Source organism: Pollutimonas bauzanensis, assembly GCF_900129885.1.
Classification (GTDB): Bacteria; Pseudomonadota; Gammaproteobacteria; order Burkholderiales; family Burkholderiaceae_B; genus Pollutimonas; species Pollutimonas bauzanensis.
Genome location: NZ_FQXE01000020.1, coordinates 46,394 through 64,794 on the forward strand (window position 1 = coordinate 46,394; position 18,401 = coordinate 64,794).

Below are 18,401 nucleotides of genomic sequence, written 5' to 3' on the forward strand. Positions count from 1 at the left end.
AATCCCCCGATAGCGCCGCGGCGCCCTTGCCGGCCGGCTGGCCTAGAAACGCTCGTAGCCCAGCAAATAGCGCCACTGGCCCGGGGCCAGCCGCGCCATGGGCGCGCGCCCGATGCGGATGCGCTTGACGCCCAGCACCTGCAGGCCCACCTGCCGGCACATGTCCGCGATCAGGCCGGCGGGCGGATTCTTGAGGGCGAAGCGCAGCCGTGTTTCGTTCTGCCAACTGACTTTGGCGGGCGGCAGCGGCGCGCCGCGCCACGACAAGCCATGGTTCAAGCGCGCCAGCCCCTCGGCCGACAGCTCGCCCGCCACCTCGACCACGTATTCCTGCTCTATCCGGGCGGCGTCTTCCACCAGCTTGCGGACTATGCCGTGTTCCTGGGTGAATACCACCAGCCCGCTGGCGTCCGGGGCCAGCGGCATGATGAGTTCCAGGCCAATCAAGTCCCTTTTCACCAGATGCCGGCCTGAGCGGTCGTCGGGCGCCTGGTTCGCCGGCACGAGCAGATCCGACGCGGGCCGGGACCGCGCGCCGCTGCCGTAGCCCGGCGGCTTGTGCAGCAGGATGGTGGCCGGCTTGTGGTCCGCGGCGCTGGCGTTCTCGGCCAATTCGACCTGTTGCCGCGGCCCTATGCGAAAACCGGGCTCTTCGACCACGTGCCCATCCACGCTGACCCAGCCGCCCTGCACATAGTTCTCGGCCTCGCGGCGCGAGCAGGAAAGCAGGTCTGCAAGGTATTTGCTCAGGCGCAGGGTTTCGGTCATTGCGGGCCAGTCGGATAGGCGCGCCGTGGCGCGCGCCGCAAGGCTAGGGGAATGCCACGAGGCATTGTAGACGATGGCCTCGGCGGCATGCCGCAAGAGGCCCATCCGCGCCGCAAGGGTCTATGCCCTGCCTTTCATAGGCAAGGGCTAATTACCCTCAAGAAATTTCTATTTGTCCTAATTAATGATGGCCCCTATGATGGGCTCGCCGCGGCACACAGGCGCGGTCCGCGCATGGCGCCGGGAGACCGGGCAATAAGCTGGCTGCCCGGAAAAACAACTATTGAGCTAGGGGCAATATAAAAATGATGAAAAGATTAGCGCTTTGTTTACTTGGCTGGATAATGGCGGCGCCGCTCGCACAGGCGAATGCCGACTATCCGTCGCGGCCGATCCGCCTGATAGTGCCCTTTCCCGCGGGCAGCGCTACTGGCGCCATGGCCCGCGCCCCGGCGCCCATCGCCGCCCTGTTGAACAAGGTGTTTACGCAAGAACTGCCCAGCCGCCATGAATATCGATAGCGCCGTCAATCTGGACGATATACGCAAGCTCGCAAAGAAAAAGCTGCCAAAAATAGCTTTCGATTTCCTGGAGGGCGGCGTGGATGACGAACGGTGCCTGGAACGCAACCGCAAGGCGTTCGAACGCCATGCGCTGATTCCACGCTACCTGCGGGACGTATCCCGCCGCGATCAGTCCATGACATTGCTGGGCCGCAGCTATTCCAGCCCCTTCGGCATTTCGCCCACGGGCATGGGCGGCCTGTTCAGGCCCAAGGCGGACCTCATGCTGGCCGAGGCGGCAGCCCAGGCCAACATCCCCTACCTGATGTCCAGCGCGAGCAACGATTCCCTGGAAGCCGCGGCCAGGCTCGCCCCCCGCAACACCTGGTTCCAGATGTATGGAACCCTGGACGACCGCATCAATGCCGACATGGTGCGCCGCGCGCGCGACGCCGGCATCGAGAACCTGGTCATCACCGTCGATGTCCCGGTCAATTCGAATCGCGAGCGCAATCGCAGGAATGGCTTTTCGAGGCCGCTGAAAATGACGCCCGCGATAGTCATGGAAGCGCTGGGCCATCCGCTCTGGATCATACGCTACCTGATGACCGGCGGCGTGCCGATGATGGAGAACTGGGCGCCCTACGCGCCCGAGGGCGCCACGCCCAGGGAAGTGGGCGAACTGTTCGGCACGCTGACGCCGGCGGCGATGGTGAATTGGGAAACCCTGGAGCGCTTCCGCGGGATATGGCCGGGTAAGATGGTCGTAAAAGGCATTCTGCATCCGGACGATGCGCTCCAGGCGGTGCGCGCCGGCGCCGACGGCATCATTGTGTCCAACCATGGCGGACGCCAGCTCGATGCGATACCGTCGCCGGTGGAAATGCTGCCGGCCATCCGCGGCGCCGTGGGCGATGAGGTGGAACTGATGCTCGATAGCGGCGTGCGGCGGGGCTCGGACATCATCATCGCCATTTGCCTGGGCGCGCGCTTCGCCTTTTTCGGACGGCCGCCGCTATACGCCGTGGCGGCCGCTGGCGCCGAGGGCATCCAGAAAACGATACAGATCATGCAGAAGGAAATCGACATGGTCATGGCGCAGATTGGATGCGCCTCATTGACGCAGTTGCATGCGGGGTATTTATATACCGGCAGCAGCGCCTGATACCGGATCCCACGGCGCGGTTCTCATAGCGGCACGATCAGCTTCAACCGGGACTTGCCGCCTCCAAAACGGTTCCTGGCCGTGCCGGGGGCCGATATCGTCACGGACCTAGCCGAAACGCACCGAAACCGAACCAAGGTTTTGCATGCGCAGCGTCACGGCGTCTCCCGCCCGCAGCGCCACGGCCTCGGTAATGCCGCCCGACAAAATCAATGTGCCCGCCGGAATTTCCTCTCCCCTGAGCCCGAGCTGATTGGCGAGCATGGCGACCGCCGCCGCGGGATGGCCGAGCACCGCGGCCCCCGCGCCGAAAGCCACGGGCTCGCCGTTCTTTTCAAGCACGACGCCTATCGAACGCAAGTCCAGGCTGGCGACATCGCCCATTCTGCCGCCCACAACGAATCGGCTGGACGAGCAATTGTCGGCAACGACGCTCTTGAGATCGAATTTGAAGTCGCGGTAACGACTGTCGATGATTTCTATTGCGGGCATCACGAAGTCTGTCGCGGCGAGCACTGCGCCGATATGGCAACCCGGCCCGCGCAATACGCGCTTGGTCACGAAAGCGATCTCGGGCTCGACCTTGGGATGGATGAGCTCGCTGGTCTTGATCAGGCCGCCCTCGGGCACGCTGAAATAGTCCGCCAGAAAGCCGAACACAGGCGCCTCCACACCCATCTGCTTCATTTTGGCATGAGAAGTCAGCCCCGCCTTGAGGCCCGCTATTCTGGCGCCGCGCGCCATCTTGCGGCGCTTGATCGCATTCTGGATCGCATAGGCGTCGTCCCAGTCCATATCGGGATAATCGTCGGTGATCTTGTGCGTGTCTATCGCGCCCAGTTCACAGGTTTCCAGCCGTATGGCGAGCCGCTCTATGGTTTCCTGGTCTAGCTTCATGCTGGGACTCTCCTTTTGTCAGGCGCCTGCCCGCCCGCGGCCGTCAGGCAAAACGCGTGGCGCAGCCACCGATCCCGCCTACGGTGAGTTGCAAGTTGTCGCCCGGCTTGACGGCCACCATGGCACCCAGCGCGCCCGACAGAATGATTTCGCCAGCCTTCAGCGGAATGCCCAGCGCGCCCAGCGTATTGGCCAGCCATGCAACGGCGTTGACCGGCGAGCCCAGCGCCGCCGCTCCTGAGCCCGTAACCACGACTTCGCCGTTCTTTTCGAACACCATGCCGCAAAGCGCAAGGTCCACCTTGCGCGGATCGACCAGCGCATTGCCAAGCACCAGCGCGCCACACGAGGCGTTATCGGCAATAGTGTCCTGGATCGCTATCTTCCAATCGCGGATGCGCGAGTCGACGATCTCGAAACAGGCCATGACGCCTTCGGTAGCGGCAAGCACATCGGCCGCGCCCACTCCGGGGCCCGACAAATCCTTCTTCAACAAGAAGGCAATCTCGCCTTCCGCCTTGGGCTGAATCAATGAGTCGGCCGGTATGGCCTGCCCTTCGCCATAGATCATCGCGTCAAGCAGATAGCCGAAGTCGGGCTGGTAAACGCCCAGCATATTCATTACCGCCAGACTGGTGACTCCGACTTTCTTGCCGACAACCCGCTCGCCCGCCTGAAGGCGGCGCTCGATCATGCGCCGCTGCACCTGGTAGGCATCCTCGATGGACATGCCCGGATGGCGCTCACTGAGCGGGGCGACAACTTCGCGATTGAGCCATGCCTGGTACAACTCGTCGCCAAGCTGCGCGATACGGTTCTCATCCATTGCTGCGCCCCCTCAAAGCTTGATGCATATGTTTTTCAGTTGGGTATAGAATTCCAGCGAATGCACGCCGCCCTCGCGGCCTATGCCGGATTGCTTGGCGCCTCCGAACGGCGTGCGCAAGTCGCGCAGGAACCACGAATTGACCCAGGCCAGACCGGTCTCCATTTGTCCCGCGACGCGATGGGCGCGAGCCAGATCCCTGGTCCAGATGGCGCATGCCAGCCCGTAGTCGGTGTCATTGGCGCGGCGCACGGCTTCCTGTTCATCATCGAAAGGCTGGATCAGCGCGCAAGGCCCGAAAATCTCCTCGCGCGCGATGGGCGTATCGTCATCCAGACCCGTCCAGATGGTGGGCTGCACCCACGCGCCCTCGGCAAGGTCCTCGGGAAGGTCGGGCACCCCGCCGCCGGTCACGACAATGGCGCCCAGCGACTTTGCCTTGTCATAGTACGACAGCACTTTGTTCTGGTGCTCCTTGGAGACCAATGGCCCCATCCCGGTGGCGCAGTCCTCGGGGCGGCCGAACTTGAGCGCTTCAGCGCCCTGCTTCAACGCCGCAACGAACTGGTCGAGGATGGCGCGTTCCACGTAAACCCGCTCGGTGCCCAGGCACACCTGTCCGCTGTTGGAAAACGCAGAAAGCAGAGTGCCTTGGACCGCCTCGTCGAAATCGCAATCCGCGAAGACGATGGCGGCATTCTTGCCGCCGAGCTCCAGCGACACTGGCCGCGCGCCCTGGGCCGCCGCCTTCATGATGGCCGAACCGGTGCGCGTTTCGCCGGTGAATGTAATGGCGTCGACGCCCGGATGTGTCGTCAGGAATTCGCCGGCCGACTGCGGGCCGAAGCCATGGACGACGTTGTATACGCCCTCGGGCACGCCCGCCTCGTTCATGACTTCGCCCAATAATGTCGCGGTCTGGGGAGTGATTTCGGACGGCTTGACTACCACCGTATTGCCGCAAGCCAATGCCGGACCCACTTTCCATGTCATCAGTAGCAGGGGCAGGTTCCATGGACATACCGCCGCCACCACGCCCACCGGCCTGCGCAGCGCGTAATTGAGCGCGCCGCGCCCATCGGGCGTTGCCGTTTCAAAGAATTCGGTCGGCACGCTGGCGACGATATCGGCAAACACCTTGAAATTCGCGGCGCCGCGGGGAATATCGATATGGGCGGCCAGGCTGCGCGGCTTGCCGGTGTCCGCGCACTCGGCGGCCACGAATTCATCGAACCGCCTGTTGATGCCGTCGGCCACCGCGTTGAGCAACTCGACCCGCCGGGCTAGCGTCATGCCGCCCCAGGGCCCTTTGAGGGCGGCCCGCGCGGCCCTGACGGCGCCGTCCACCTGCGCCCGGCCAGCCTCGTGGACTTGAGCGATGAGCTTGTTGTCCAGCGGGGAGAACTTGTCGAATGTCCTGGACGTGGCAATGAACTCGCCATTGATGAAATTGAGAATCTGTTTCACGTATCGGCCCTCCCGCCGTAACTTGATGAGGCTTGAATCCTGATATCGTCGACGCCGGTCATAAGCCGCCAGGACTAGACATGTGCGGTGTAATTTATCGATATAATATATTTATATCGAGATTTTTACAATATCTAAATCAGATCGAGCTTTTTGTCGGCTAAAATCATTCACAATTTTTCGATAAAACTTAATAATTTCATGAACCTGAAACCATGAACGAATCCGTCGCCATTGCGGCAACAGACGCTCGAGAGCCCAAGACCCTCGTCGAGGGCGCCTACAACCGCTTGCGCCGCGACATCATCGAAGGTGTGCATCGGCCTGGCGAAAAATTGCGCGTAGAGCATTTGAAGGACCAGTACGATGTGGGCGCGGGCACTTTGCGCGAAGCCTTGCTGCTGCTGATTGCCGATGCGCTGGTCGTTGCCCAGGGGCAGCGGGGCTTTCGCGTGACGCCCATATCATTGGCCGACTTCGAAGACATCACTCGTTCGCGCCTGTTGATAGAATGCGAAGCGCTCAAGCAATCAATCGCCTGCGGCGATGAGGCCTGGGAAGCGAATCTGGTGGCGGCGTTCCACCGCCTTTCCATCGTCGAGCAAAAACTCGCGGCCAACGATACGCGCAACACCGAAGAATGGGAGAAGCGCAACCGGATCTTCCATGACATGCTGATTGCGGCCTGTCCTTCCCGCTGGATTCTGCGTTTCCAGCAAGTCCTCTACCAGCAATCGGAACGATATCGCCGCCTCAGCATGTTGCGCCGGCCGATTTCCCGCGATGTCCATGCCGAACACCAGGCCTTGTTCCAGGCAACCCTCGACCGCGACACCGTCCGCGCGGTCTCCATCCTTTCGGAGCATATTCTGCGTACGCTGGATGCGGTCAAGCACATGGACGTAGATTTCTTCAAAGAACATTCGAATCACCGCTCCTCCGCGGACAACAACGCCAGACCGGAATGAGCCCTGGCTGGACCTGGACTTGGACTTGGACTTGGACTTGGACTTGGACTTGGACTTGGACTTGGACTTGGACTTGGACTTGGACCTGCGGCCGGCGCTCAGCTCACCACGGCCAGGAAGCGGTCGTTCAGTTTCCGATCGTGATAAAAAATGCCGGTGCCGACCTCGTCCCACGTCCATTTGATGGGCTGCCAGTCGGGATAAGCCTGATAGCCTCCGCAGAACGTCTCGAAACGGTTGCCCGAGGGATCGAAAGCATAGATCGTAGTGCCGCGCGTAACGCCATGGCGCGTGGGGCCGATATCTACGGCGACCTTGTTCATCGACATGATGTCGGCGGCGCGCAGCACCTTTTCCCAGCTGTCCAGCAAGAATGAGACATGATGCAGCTTGCCGGGCTCCGGATGGCGGACAAAGGCGATATCGTGCGCCTTCATCGAGCATGACAGCCATATCGCCAGGTCGTTCACGCCATCTTCCAGCACCACATGCTCGACAAGATAGAAGCCCAGCACATTGACAAAGATATCTTGCACTTTTTCGATATCGGGTCCGTACAAGAGGCAGTGGTCCATGCGGGAGGGCGCGATGCCGGACTCGGCGGCCGGGGTCCAGGGCGCCGGATTCACATAGGGCATGCCGTTGCCCACGTCCGTCTTGTCCGCGTAAAGCTCAATGATGTGGCCGGACGGCAGCTCGAAACGGACCCGCTCGCCGGTCTCCAGCAACTCGCCCGCGGGCATGCGTTCGGTCGCCAGGCCGTATGCCTTCAAATCCGCGTCCAGCTTGGCCAGCGTCGCTTTATCGGCCACCTTGAAGCCGAAGAAATCAAGCCCCGCCTCATCGGCCTCCCGCAGGATAACGCTATTGTGGTCGCGCTCGTCCCAGGCCTTCAAATACACCCGGCCTTGTCGATCCCGCCCGGTTTCGACCAAGCCGAGCACGTCGCGATAATGCTTGACGCCTTCATCGAGGCCCAGCACGCGGATCTGGGCGTGGCCCGGGCGCAGTACACCAGTCATTGCCATGTCATGTCTCCTTTCGATTTCGCGGGTACCGGGGGCCCCGCCATTTTCTTTGGAAGAATTCTATCATAATTTCGAGAAATTTAATTAATTACGAAATTATTCTCAATAGGCCAGAACGCTGGATGCCCGCGGCGGGTTTCAGGAGGAGTGCGGCCCCCAGGCGCGGCCCATCCTGCCGACCACCCTGAGAACCAGGTCGCTGCGCGGAAACAGCTTGCAGGCCAGCACGATGCCTTCGGCTTCTTCTTCGACGGACAAACAGGAGCGGCTCATCTTGCGCGTGGCATACTGCCCCGCCGTCACATGGACTTTGCAGACGCCGCATCCGCCGCCGCGGCAGCCTACCGGGATTCCGCGCCGATGCAGCGATTCCATCGATTGCAAAAGATCCTTCGAGCCCCCGCAAATAATGGTCTCGCCGGTTCCCTCGATGATCACCGTATAACGACTTTCCATCTCGCTGCGACTCCTCATAAATTCTCGATATTATTATATTTATTCGTGATTCAGGCAATAGCCCAAAACCGGCCTATTGGCGCCACGGACGGCGGGGGCTCTGCGCGGGCGCGCCAGCCCGCGAGCCCTGTCATAGCGCGGGATAGTAGAATCCCGAGAGACAAGCCGGACGACGCCCGCTTGCACGCCCGAGGAGACAAAATGAAAGCTGTTGGCTATACCACGTACCTGCCCGTGGAAGATGAACGCTCGCTCATCGATCTGGAGCTTCCCATCCCCGCGCCCGGCGCAAGAGACCTTTTGGTTCGTGTTCAGGCCGTCTCGGTCAACCCGCGCGATATCAAAAGCCGCAAGACCCTGCCGGCGGCACCCGGCGCCCCCATGGTGATAGGCTATGACGCCTCGGGCATCGTCGAGAAGACCGGCCCCGGCGCAACGTTGTTCCAGCCGGGCGACGAAGTGTTTTACGCGGGCGTATTGAATCGTCCGGGCTCCAATGCCGAGTTTCAATTGGTCGATGAACGCATCGTGGGAAGAAAACCCGCAACGCTGGACCACGCCACCGCGGCGTCCTTGCCGCTTACCGCGCTCACCGCGTACGAAATGCTGTTCGATCGTCTGGCCGTCGAGCGCCATGCCGCGGCGCCACGTTCGCTATTGATCCTGGGCGGCGCCGGCGGCGTGCCATCGATGGCCATCCAGCTGGCCCGGCATGCCGGTCTGACCGTCGTCGCGACGGCTGCGCGCGCCGAAAGCGAAAAATGGGTGCGCGAACTCGGCGCGCAGCACGTCGTCGACCATTCCAGGCCGCTGGCCGAACAGATACGGCGGCTTGGGATAGGCGATATCGACTATGTGTTTTCCACGCACACCAATGCCGCGGTCTGGTCCGAGATCGCCAAGATCATTGCCCCTCAAGGCCGATTCGGCCTGATCGATGATCCCGAGCCCCTGGACCTGCGCGTATTCAAGGCAAAAAGCGTGTCCATACATTGGGAAGCGATGTTCACCCGCCCCATGCTGCAGACCCGGGACATGATACGGCAGCATGAAATCCTGACGGAAATAGCCGGCCTGGTCGACACGGGCGTCATCCGCGCGACGGCCACGCAGAATCTGGGCGCGATCAACGCCGCGAACCTGCGCAAAGCCCATGCCTTGATCGAAAGCGGGAAAACCATAGGGAAAATCGTGCTGGCGGGTTTTTGACTTGCGGCGCTACGGGTATCCACCGAGTGGCGGCGCTTGTTTGTTCTATAAAATTGATTCATATCATGAATACCTGCCCATGATATGGATTTGATTGATTAACACCTGCCGCCCCGTCTAGCGGCGAAGGAAACCGGAAAATGTCCATTGCCACCCCTTACCGCCACCCCAATCCCAAGGAAGCCTTGCCCGAAATCGTGGTCCAGCATGCCGTCCCGCAGGATGAGCGCGTTTGGGTGCCGCAAGCGGAAAATGTCTGGTTCCGCCCCCTGTGCCTGAACGTCTCGCAGGGCTACTGGACCAATCTGCTGCGCGTGCGCAAGTCCGGCGTCCTGAGCTGTCATCGGCACCCCCAGGCTGTGCACGGCTATGTCATCAAGGGCTCCTGGCGCTACCTGGAACATGACTGGGTCGCCACCGAGGGCAGCTATGTGTTCGAGCCGCCCGGCGAAACGCATACCCTGTATGTTCCCGAGGACGTGCAAGAGATGATCACACTGTTCCAGGTCAATGGCGTCATGTATTACGTCGACAGCGAAGGCAGGCACACCGGCTTCGAAGACGTGTTCATCAAGCTCGATATGTGCCGCAAGCACTACGAAAGCGTGGGCCTGGGCGCCGACTATGTCGATCAGTTCGTGCGCTGACCATGAAGGGACAACCATGAGCTTCAGACCCGGCCTGCTGAACAACAAGACCGCCATCGTCACCGGCGGCACCCAGGGGATAGGCCACGCCATTGCGGAGGTGCTCGCCGGACTGGGCGCGCGCGTCCATGCCGCGGGACTGCCGTCGGGAGACGGCGCGGCGTATCAATCGGAACGCATCAGCGAAGTCATTCTGGATGTCACCAGGGAAGATGATATCCGCCAATTCGTCGAGTCCTTGCCCGGCGCGGACATCCTTGTGAACTGCGCCGGCATCATCTGCCGCGGCGAAGAATTCAAGCTTTCCGTATTCGAGCGGGTGGTGAACATCAACCTCACGGGAACGATGCGCCTGTGCGAAGCGCTTCGCCCCCTGCTGGCCAAATCCGGCGGATGCATAGTGAACACCGCGTCCATGCTGAGTTTTTTTGGCGGCGGCCTGGTCCCCGCCTACAGCGCCAGCAAAGGCGGTATTGCGCAACTGACCAAATCCCTGGCCATCGCGTACGCGGCCGACGGCATCCGCGTGAACGCCATCGCGCCGGGATGGATAGCCACGCCTTTGACCGAGGCGCTGCAAAACGACGAGGCGCGCGCCAAACCCATCCTGGACCGCACTCCGCTCAAGCGCTGGGGCCGGCCCGAGGACGTCGCCCAGGCTGTCGTCTTCCTGTGCTGCGAAGCGTCGGCCTTCATGACCGGCGTCGTCATGCCCGTCGACGGCGGCTACATGGTGACCTGAATGAACTCCCCCATCTCCGACAACGCATTGCCCCACGCCCTGGACCCGAACGCCTTGCAAGCCTTCGTGGACGAAAAATGGGACCGCGAAATCGTTCCGGCGCTGGTCGATTACATCGCCATTCCGGCCAAAAGCCCGGCCTTCGATGCCGATTGGGCCCGCAACGGCCATATCGACCGCGTGGTGCGCGATGCCGCGCAATGGGTTCAGGCGCAGAAAGTCTCGCGCCTGACGCTGGAAGTCGTGCGCCTGCCCGGCCGCACGCCCGTCATCTACTTTGATGCCCCGGCCACGCGCAGCGACAATGGGGACACGGTGCTGATGTACGGCCATCTGGACAAGCAGCCCGAATTCTCGGGCTGGCGCACGGGCCTCGGGCCCTGGACGCCCAAGTATGAGGACGGCAGGCTTTACGGCCGCGGCGGCGCCGACGATGGCTATGCGGTCTATGCCTCGCTGACGGCCATCCTGGCCCTCGACAGGCAAGGCATACCCCGGCCGCGCTGCGTGGGCCTGATAGAAACCTGCGAGGAATCGGGCAGCTACGACCTGCTGCCCTACGTGGACGCCCTGCGCCAGCGACTGGGCAATGTGGCGCTGGTGGTTTGCCTGGATTCCGGCGCGGGCAATTACGACCAGTTGTGGATGACGACATCGCTGCGCGGCCTGGTGGCCGGCACGCTGGAAGTGCGCGTGCTGGACGAAGGCGTGCACTCCGGGGACGCCAGCGGGGTGGTGCCATCCAGTTTCCGCATTCTGCGCCATTTGCTGGACAGGCTGGAAGACAGCGCCAGCGGGCGCCTGCTGCCCCAGAGCTTCCATTGCGAGATTCCCGCTGCCCGCATCGAGCAGACGCGCGCCACGGCGCGTATCCTGGGCGATGAAGTCTGGCGCCGATTCCCCTGGAGCTGCGGCGCCGATGGCGGCTTCGTGCTACCCATGACCACCCATCCCGAGGAGGCCTTGCTGAACCGCACATGGCGCCCTACCCTTTCCGTCACCGGCGCCGAAGGGCTGCCGCCGCTGAGCAGCGCGGGCAATGTGCTACGCCCGCGCACGGCCTTCAAGCTTTCCTTGCGCCTGCCGCCGCTGGTCGACGCCGCAGCCGCCGCGCAGAAATTGAAAACGCTGCTGGAGTCCGACGCGCCCTATAACGCCAAGGTGCTGTTCAAGCCCGACCAGGGCGCCGCGACCGGCTGGAATGCGCCCGAGTCGGCCGCCTGGCTGGGCCGCGCGCTGGACGCCGCCTCCCAGGCCTATTATGGCGCGCCTTGCGGCTATATCGGGCAAGGCGGCACCATACCGCTGATGAATCTGCTGCAGGCCGGTTTCCCCAAATCGCAGTTCATGGTCTGCGGCGTGCTGGGGCCGCAATCGAACGCCCATGGCCCCAACGAATTCCTGCATGTTCCTTACGGGAAAAGGCTCACGGCGGCCGTGGCGCAGACGATCGCCGCCCTGCCGGCCTAGCGGCGCCGCATTATCCGGGAATGGCCGCCTTGCGGCTAGCGCCTGGTCTTGGCCTTGGCCGGGCGCGCGCCGTGCTGCAGCACCCAGGGCCGCATTTCCGCGGACAGGCTGTCCGCCGCCGCGCCGAATGCGGCTATCACCTGCGGCACTTCCTTGCCCTGCACCGGCTGGCGGATGTCGAAGCTGCGCGTGGCCACGATGCGATTTGCCGCGACCTGCAGCAGGGCCGCATCGTAGCGGATATGCACGAGCGGCGCGCCATCTTGGTATTCCACCTGGAAGGCGATCAGATCGCCCCCCAGCTCGAAATCGGCCTGGGCGTCGCCCGCGTCGCTGCTTACCGAGGCGAGTCCGCCCTCGGCGCGGAAAGCGCCGGCGAGATAGTCCCTGAGCAGCACCGGCGCCGGGTCGCTCCAGCGCGCGCCGCCATAGGCGCTGACCTGGCTGGGCTGAGGCAGCACCAGCACGCGCACGCTGTCTATAACCTGGCTGCTGTAAGGCGTGGCGATGCGCAGGCTCCACGGCTGGCTGCCGGCCCGCGGCGGGCCTTTCACGGCGGGAGCCGCGAGCTGGTACACGGCCAGGGTCTCGGGCCTGGGCAATACCGAACATGCCGACAGCAGCGCCAGCGCCGCCAACAGCAAGCAACGGCGCAGGTTCTGCGTCCTGGACAATGCGCTGATCATGGTTGAAACTCCTGAATCTTTTCACGGCCCAGCAAGTAGTTGGTGGGATTATCAGCCAGGCGGCGCGCCACTGTGCGCAGGGAGGCAAGCGTACTGCGCAGTTCCTGCAAGGCCGGGCCAAGCTCGCCCAGGCCCCTCATGCCGCGGCCCAAGGCAGCCTTGTTTTCATCGAGCAACTGGTTGAGGCTGGAACTGGTTTTCTCCAGGGACGCCATGGCGCGCCGGGCGCCGTCCAATGTGCCGGCGCCCTGCTGGCCGAGCAGCGTATCGGCGTTGCGCATCAAGCCATCCGCCCGGCGCAATGCCGCGCCAGCTTCCTGGCTGGCGGTGGTCAGGCTCTGCAGCAGGGTCTTCATGTCGCCGCGCTGGTCGGCCAGCGAGCCCGACAACTGCTCAAGATGCTCCAGTGTATTGCTCAGGCGCCGCGCATTGTCGGGCGACATGAACATATTGGCGTTCAGGAGCAATTCGGTAATGTTGGCCATCAGATTATCGCTGTTGGCAAGCAACTGGGCGATCGGCGAAGGCGTGGCCACAATGATGGGATCCGCGTCGTCCGCCGCGAGCAGGGGCGGGCTTTCCGGCGTGCCGCCGCTGAGTTCGATGACGGACACGCCGGTGATGCCGGTGAGCACCAGGCGCGCCCGGGTATTTTCCTTGACGGGAATCTTGCCTTCTATCCTGATGCGCGCCAGCACCTTGTTGGGGTTGCGCGGGTCCAGCGAAAGCTGGACGACGTCGCCGATTTTTATGCCGCTGTATTGCACGGCGCTGCCCTGTGACAAGCCGCGGACCGCTTCGTTGAAGACGACCGTGTAATGGCGCTGCTCGACATCGTTATGCGACTTGGCCAGCCACAAGGCGAACAGCATCGCGGCGGCCGTGACGATAATCGTAAAGAGCCCGATCAGCACATGATGTGCGCGTGGTTCCATTATTTGATCTCCAAAGCCCGGCGGCGCGCATGCGAGGCTGCGCGGCCCCGCGGCCCGTGAAAGTAATCCTGCACCCAGGAATCGTCCGTCGATTCAACGACGTCCAGCGGGCCGGCGACCAGGACTTGCCGGTTGGACAACACCGCGACCCGGTCGCATATGGTGTAAAGGGTGTCGAGGTCGTGCGTGACGAGAAAAACGGTCAGGCCCAAGGCGTCGCGCAGCGTGACGATGAGCTCGTCGAAGGCGCCCGCGCCTATCGGGTCCAGGCCGGCGGTGGGTTCATCCAGGAAAAGAATGGCGGGGTCGAGCGCCAGCGCGCGGGCCAGCGCGGCGCGCTTGATCATGCCGCCCGACAAGGAGGCCGGATACTGCGCCCCGGCTTCGGCCGGCAAGCCGGCCAGGGCTATCTTCATCCCCGCCAGGTGTTCGGCGTCGGCCCGCCCGAGGCCGGCGTGTTCGATCAGCGGCATGGCGACGTTCTCGGTGACGGTCAGGGAGGAAAACAGCGCGCCGCGCTGAAACAGCACGCCAAAGCGGCGCTCGAGCTGCGAACGCTGCGCGGGCGGCATGGACAACATATCCTGGCCGAAAATATGCACGCTGCCTTCGACCGGAGTCTGCAGCCCCACTATCGAGCGCAGCAGCACCGATTTGCCCGTGCCCGAGCCGCCGACCACGCCCAGCACCTCGCCGCGATAGACGTCCAGATTCAGCCGCTCATGCACTGTATGCGAGCCGAAGCGATTGGTCAGATTGCGAACCTGGACTATCGTTTCGCCAGTGGATTGGGCCTGCGGCATCACCATCCCATCTCCATGAAAAACAGCGCCGCCAGCGCGTCCAGCAGGATCACCACGAAAATCGATTGCACGACCGCCGATGTGGTGTGTTCGCCCACCGACTGGGCGCTGCCGCTGACCTTGAACCCTTCCAGGCAGCCGATGACCCCGACGACATAGGCAAATACCGGCGCCTTGACCATGCCGACCAGGAAATGGCGCAACTCGATGTCCCGCTTCACGATGGAAAGAAACATGACCGGCGAAATATCCAGCGTCGCGGCGCACACCAGGGCTCCGCCCGCTATGCCGGCGATCATTCCCACGAATGTCAGTATCGGCATGGACACCAGCAATGCCAGCACGCGCGGCAGGATCAGCAGATCGATGGGGCCCAGCCCCATCATGCGGATGGCGTCGATTTCCTCGTTGGCCTTCATGGAGCCGAGCTGCGCGGTAAAGGCGCTGGCGGTCCTGCCGGCCATCAGGATGGCGGTCAGCAGGACGGCGAACTCGCGCAGAAAGGCGTAGGCCACCAGGTTGACGGTATAGATGCTGGCGCCGAAGTCGGCCAGTATCGTGGCCCCCAGGAAGGCCACGACAGCGCCCACCATGAAAGTCAGCAAGGCGATGATGGGCACGGCGTTCAGGCCGGTTTCTTCGATCTGGGCGACGACCGAGGTCAGGCGCCAGCGGCCGGGGTGCAACAGGCCGCGCGCCAGGGCTTCCAGTGTCAGCCCCATGAAGCCGAGCAGGGCCAACAGTTGTTGCCAGGCTTCTTCCACGGCGGCGCCGATACGCCCCAGCAGTTCGCGGCCGCAGGAGGCCGCCGGCGCGGCCGGCGCCGCGCCGGCCTTGGCATTGGCGCGGTCCACGGTTTGCAGCAAAGCCCGGCGCTCCGGCGGCAGCGCGGAATCCGGCCCCGCCGCTGCCGCCAGCAGTTCCGCGCCCAGCAGTTCGAACAGGCGCGAGGCGCCCGCGGTGTCCAGCGCCCCCATATGGGCGAAGTCTATCCTGGCCCGGGCCGGCGCCGCGTCATGGGAAACAATATGCTGGAACCGCACCAGTTCCCGTCCAAGCGCGGCATAATTGGCGAGAACCCAGTCGCCGCGCACCGTCAGAGTGGGCGGCGTGGATGAGGCATCCCAGGCCAGGAAAGCGCTTTGGCCGCCGGGCGTCGTCATGGCCGCCATCGCCGCAATGCCCGGCTGCGCCGCTTGCTGAAGACTGTAGTCGTTTTCTGCCGCATGCCCGATCCGCTTGTTGAGGTAGGTGACATTGATTGCACGCCGCCATTATAGAAGCCATCCGCGCCAGGGTCCCGCGGGCGGGGAATATGAGATAATCTGGCGCGCCGCACCCGCATTGGGTAAATCGAGGAAATCGCGGAGCCGCCAACCATATTGCCGACGATAAACCGGGTTAAACGCTTAATAGCGCCGATTAATCTGCATTGCTTCGCGTATCTGCGCAAAATCTCCTCATTAAACTATCCCATTGCGCGCTCTTGACGATGCTCAACCATTGCCGATCAGTGGCCCCACCGCAGAGCAATAAAATCAAACAGACAGGCCAATTGACCGGCCTGTCACAACTCGCGAGAGAAATTGTGGAGAAAGATTCACTGCCCAAGGGCAGCACCTGGAAGCTGCTGCCCAACGGCAATGTCTTGCACCGATCGGGACTCGAACTGGAAAGCAATGGCCATCACTGGCAATTGACGCCGGCCTCCGGCGTGGACTTTGCCGTTTTCACGATGATGGAGCATGGCCTGAGCGCCGATGAAGCCAAGGGCCTGGCCGACCTGCTGATCCTGCAGGGCGCTACCTGGGCGACGACCGGCCTGCATTAGCCGCGCAGGCCGCCCTTCCCTCCATCCGCAGTCCGTTCAGGCGCCGCGGGCCGCAAGCCCGGCGCAGATGAACGAGAGCGCCGAGCGCCCGTGCCGGCGCAGCAGCTGCGCGCCGATTCGTCGCCTTTGGCGGATCGCAGCCGGCCAGAAAGACTAGTGCCGCTACAGCACCCTACCCCAGCATCATGAATTATTCGTGACAAACGGCGGTTCAATGCCCCGCCAGCCGTCTAATCCATAACAACACTAGACACGAGAGACATTCATGCCGCTGATCAAAATGCTGCTTCGATTTCTATGGGTGTGGACGCTTGTGCTTCTTGTCGGACTGTTCGCCGCCGCCTGGTACAGTCTCTCCGGCACCGCAATGACCTATGGCTTGCTGCTGGCCAGCATGCCGCTGGTCGTGCGCCGCTTCCCCAAAACACAGCAGCGCCCGTTCTCATCGAGCGAGCAATGCTGGGCCATCGCCGGCCTGACAGCCATCGTGCTGGGCGTGAACCTGGCGCTGACCACCCTGCTTACGCCCAGCGACAGCGCACACGGCGCCGCGCTCTATCCGCCGCTGCCCTTGAGCGTGATACAAGGCTTCATCATCCTTCAGACGCCGCTCTACGGCGTGATCAGCTGGCTGTTCATCCGCGCCGCGAATGAGCGGTTTCTGGCGCGCCGCGCGCGGCAAGCGGACCAGCCCCCGCCCAGGCTGCTGACATTCGACGAGGATATCTCCCAAGCGGATGCGCCATTCAGCCACCACCGGAGCGACCATTACGACTATTCCCTGAGGCGCCCCCGTTGATCAGCGCCTCGAACGCCAGGAACTGGGTGACCTGGCTGGCATTGAAGTTGTCATCCGACACCAGCACCAGGCTGTCATTCCCGTTCGCAAGCTTGGGGCCCCACGCCATGCCTTCGATATTGTCCAGCTTGGGCAAGCCAAGAGTCGCGAGGTCGAGCACCAGCCGCTTTGCCACCGGCTGAAAATCGGCCCCGGCCAGCGACACGAACCCGCTTACATCCGTGGCGCTGGACGTATCTATTTCGTAGATATGGACGAAATTGCTGTACCGGCCGGCAGCGTTTTGCGCCGCCGAGCGCTCCACAATCAAAAACCGTTGCTCATCGACCGCCAGTATCTCTGTGACGCCGTTATCGGCGAATTTCCCCCTGGCTGGCGCCACCGGGATCGCATCGACGGGATAGGCCACCTGCCTGATCACCCTGCCGTCGCGGCCATATTGCGTGATCCGCGCCATGGCGCCCGCCGTGGGGGTCGGCATATCGCCGTCCTGCCAAAGAGGCCCCTCCATCGCCACCCATAGAGACTGCCCGTCCCGCGCAAAGGCCAGGCCTTCAAACGCCAGGTTGTCGCGCGGCCCCGCCCGCCGGTCGCGCCGCAAGGCGAACATCGGGGGGACGGCCAGGTCCGCAACAAATTCCCCGGTACGCAATGCATGTCGAATGAAGGGATGCGACTTCCACGCGCCACCGCCCTCGCTGGCGTACCAAATGCTGCCGTCGGCGGAGTCGAAGCGGATGGCTTCCACGTCCGCGGTCTCGCCCGCCGTCCAGGGGCTTGAATAAGGTTTGCCATTCCGCTGCCTGAGGTAGGTCACGTCGGTCAGCGCCACCGAGACGAAGGAGTGCGCATCGTAAGCCAGCCTGGCCGTGTAAAAGCGCGCCGCATCAAAACGGGCGCCGTCATCGCTGGCCAGGATCCAGGTATCTGTCGCCGCATCATAGTCGATTCCGGACAGCCCGCCGACAGTGGTTTGCTGAAAGGAGTGCCTGTTCGGAAGCTGTTGTTCGCCAATAAAGCGCAAGGCTTGCACGGACAGCCCCTGGCGCGCGCGGACCGCCGGGGACAGAGCCAATGCCAATGCCAGCGAAGCGACGGCAAGAACGGCATGGCAATGCCGGGCGCGGATGGAATGCAGGAGGCTCATAAGTGGCGAGGCCATTGAAAATGGGCTGGCCGCCTACCCTACGCCGGCCGTTTG

The 18,401-nt window shown here is 63.0% G+C and carries 20 protein-coding genes; 9 read left to right on the forward strand and 11 right to left on the reverse strand.

Annotated elements, in window-relative coordinates; all coding sequences use genetic code 11:
• Positions 1-42 precede the first annotated feature (42 nt).
• Positions 43-864 carry an rRNA pseudouridine synthase gene (locus BUB23_RS24055; RefSeq protein WP_342743868.1) on the reverse strand — a complete coding sequence of 274 codons (822 nt, stop codon included), beginning with the start codon at positions 862-864 and terminating at the stop codon, positions 43-45.
• 248 nt (positions 865-1,112) lie between these two features.
• On the opposite strand from BUB23_RS24055, the gene BUB23_RS27115 reads away from it, so the two are divergent.
• Both BUB23_RS27115 and BUB23_RS24060 read left to right on the forward strand, forming a co-directional pair.
• Positions 1,113-1,289, forward strand: coding sequence for a hypothetical protein (locus BUB23_RS27115; RefSeq protein ID WP_178372392.1), 177 nt, complete (start codon positions 1,113-1,115; stop codon positions 1,287-1,289).
• The gene (locus tag BUB23_RS24060) at positions 1,276-2,436 is read left to right on the forward strand and encodes an alpha-hydroxy acid oxidase (protein WP_073109230.1); all 1,161 of its coding nucleotides are present in this window, start codon (positions 1,276-1,278) and stop codon (positions 2,434-2,436) included. The genes BUB23_RS27115 and BUB23_RS24060 overlap by 14 nt, the downstream gene beginning before the upstream one ends.
• Positions 2,437-2,544: 108 nt before the next feature.
• Here BUB23_RS24060 and dmpH read toward each other — a convergent pair whose 3' ends face one another.
• Genes dmpH through BUB23_RS24075 form a run of 3 tightly spaced genes read right to left on the reverse strand, consistent with a single transcriptional unit; the run spans position 2,545 to position 5,626 of the window.
• Positions 2,545-3,333: a 2-oxo-3-hexenedioate decarboxylase gene (dmpH, locus tag BUB23_RS24065; RefSeq protein ID WP_073109232.1), complete on the reverse strand. Its 789-nt coding sequence runs from the start codon at positions 3,331-3,333 to the stop codon at positions 2,545-2,547.
• A gap of 43 nt (positions 3,334-3,376) precedes the next feature.
• The gene (gene dmpE, locus BUB23_RS24070) at positions 3,377-4,159 is read right to left on the reverse strand and encodes a 2-oxopent-4-enoate hydratase (protein WP_073109234.1); all 783 of its coding nucleotides are present in this window, start codon (positions 4,157-4,159) and stop codon (positions 3,377-3,379) included.
• A gap of 12 nt (positions 4,160-4,171) precedes the next feature.
• The gene (locus tag BUB23_RS24075) at positions 4,172-5,626 is read right to left on the reverse strand and encodes a 2-hydroxymuconic semialdehyde dehydrogenase (protein ID WP_073109237.1); all 1,455 of its coding nucleotides are present in this window, start codon (positions 5,624-5,626) and stop codon (positions 4,172-4,174) included.
• 215 nt (positions 5,627-5,841) lie between these two features.
• Here BUB23_RS24075 and BUB23_RS24080 point away from each other — a divergent pair, with 215 nt between their 5' ends.
• Positions 5,842-6,594, forward strand: a complete 753-nt coding sequence (locus tag BUB23_RS24080; protein ID WP_073109239.1) for an FCD domain-containing protein — start codon at positions 5,842-5,844, stop codon at positions 6,592-6,594.
• A gap of 98 nt (positions 6,595-6,692) precedes the next feature.
• On the opposite strand, the gene BUB23_RS24085 is transcribed toward BUB23_RS24080, so the two are convergent.
• Complete coding sequence (locus tag BUB23_RS24085) at positions 6,693-7,622, reverse strand: catechol 2,3-dioxygenase (protein WP_073109241.1); 930 nt, start codon at positions 7,620-7,622, stop codon at positions 6,693-6,695.
• 138 nt (positions 7,623-7,760) lie between these two features.
• Positions 7,761-8,078, reverse strand: coding sequence for a 2Fe-2S iron-sulfur cluster binding domain-containing protein (locus tag BUB23_RS24090; protein WP_073109244.1), 318 nt, complete (start codon positions 8,076-8,078; stop codon positions 7,761-7,763).
• A gap of 201 nt (positions 8,079-8,279) precedes the next feature.
• Here BUB23_RS24090 and BUB23_RS24095 point away from each other — a divergent pair, with 201 nt between their 5' ends.
• The 4 genes from BUB23_RS24095 to BUB23_RS24110 all read left to right on the forward strand — a co-directional run bounded on the left by BUB23_RS24095 (position 8,280) and on the right by BUB23_RS24110 (position 12,146).
• The gene (locus BUB23_RS24095) at positions 8,280-9,287 is read left to right on the forward strand and encodes a zinc-binding alcohol dehydrogenase family protein (RefSeq protein WP_073109246.1); all 1,008 of its coding nucleotides are present in this window, start codon (positions 8,280-8,282) and stop codon (positions 9,285-9,287) included.
• A gap of 140 nt (positions 9,288-9,427) precedes the next feature.
• A complete protein-coding gene (locus BUB23_RS24100; RefSeq protein ID WP_073109248.1) occupies positions 9,428-9,934 on the forward strand; it encodes a 2,4'-dihydroxyacetophenone dioxygenase family protein in 507 nt (168 codons plus the stop codon).
• A gap of 16 nt (positions 9,935-9,950) precedes the next feature.
• A complete protein-coding gene (locus BUB23_RS24105; protein ID WP_073109252.1) occupies positions 9,951-10,676 on the forward strand; it encodes an SDR family NAD(P)-dependent oxidoreductase in 726 nt (241 codons plus the stop codon).
• The gene (locus BUB23_RS24110) at positions 10,677-12,146 is read left to right on the forward strand and encodes a M20 family metallopeptidase (protein ID WP_073109255.1); all 1,470 of its coding nucleotides are present in this window, start codon (positions 10,677-10,679) and stop codon (positions 12,144-12,146) included. It abuts the gene before it with no gap.
• Between the two features lie 35 nt (positions 12,147-12,181).
• Here BUB23_RS24110 and BUB23_RS24115 read toward each other — a convergent pair whose 3' ends face one another.
• The 4 genes from BUB23_RS24115 to BUB23_RS24130 are packed head-to-tail and all read right to left on the reverse strand — an operon-like array spanning position 12,182 to position 15,733.
• Entirely contained in the window at positions 12,182-12,832 is a 651-nt protein-coding gene (locus tag BUB23_RS24115) for an ABC-type transport auxiliary lipoprotein family protein (RefSeq protein ID WP_073109258.1), read from the reverse strand.
• Positions 12,829-13,767, reverse strand: coding sequence for an MlaD family protein (locus BUB23_RS24120; RefSeq protein WP_073109260.1), 939 nt, complete (start codon positions 13,765-13,767; stop codon positions 12,829-12,831). The genes BUB23_RS24115 and BUB23_RS24120 overlap by 4 nt, the downstream gene beginning before the upstream one ends.
• Positions 13,767-14,576 carry an ABC transporter ATP-binding protein gene (locus tag BUB23_RS24125; protein ID WP_073109263.1) on the reverse strand — a complete coding sequence of 270 codons (810 nt, stop codon included), beginning with the start codon at positions 14,574-14,576 and terminating at the stop codon, positions 13,767-13,769. Before BUB23_RS24125 ends, BUB23_RS24120 begins: the two co-directional genes overlap by 1 nt.
• Positions 14,570-15,733, reverse strand: coding sequence for an MlaE family ABC transporter permease (locus BUB23_RS24130; protein ID WP_073109354.1), 1,164 nt, complete (start codon positions 15,731-15,733; stop codon positions 14,570-14,572). The genes BUB23_RS24125 and BUB23_RS24130 overlap by 7 nt, the downstream gene beginning before the upstream one ends.
• Positions 15,734-16,158: 425 nt before the next feature.
• On the opposite strand from BUB23_RS24130, the gene BUB23_RS24135 reads away from it, so the two are divergent.
• Positions 16,159-16,401, forward strand: a complete 243-nt coding sequence (locus BUB23_RS24135; RefSeq protein WP_143161120.1) for a hypothetical protein — start codon at positions 16,159-16,161, stop codon at positions 16,399-16,401.
• Between the two features lie 265 nt (positions 16,402-16,666).
• Entirely contained in the window at positions 16,667-17,200 is a 534-nt protein-coding gene (locus tag BUB23_RS24140; protein ID WP_073109268.1) for an ABZJ_00895 family protein, read from the forward strand.
• Here BUB23_RS24140 and BUB23_RS24145 read toward each other — a convergent pair.
• On the reverse strand, positions 17,148-18,347 hold the full coding sequence (locus BUB23_RS24145) for an esterase-like activity of phytase family protein (protein WP_073109271.1): 1,200 nt from the start codon (positions 18,345-18,347) through the stop codon (positions 17,148-17,150). The two genes, BUB23_RS24140 and BUB23_RS24145, sit on opposite strands and share 53 nt — an antisense overlap.
• Between the last annotated feature and the right edge of the window lie 54 nt (positions 18,348-18,401).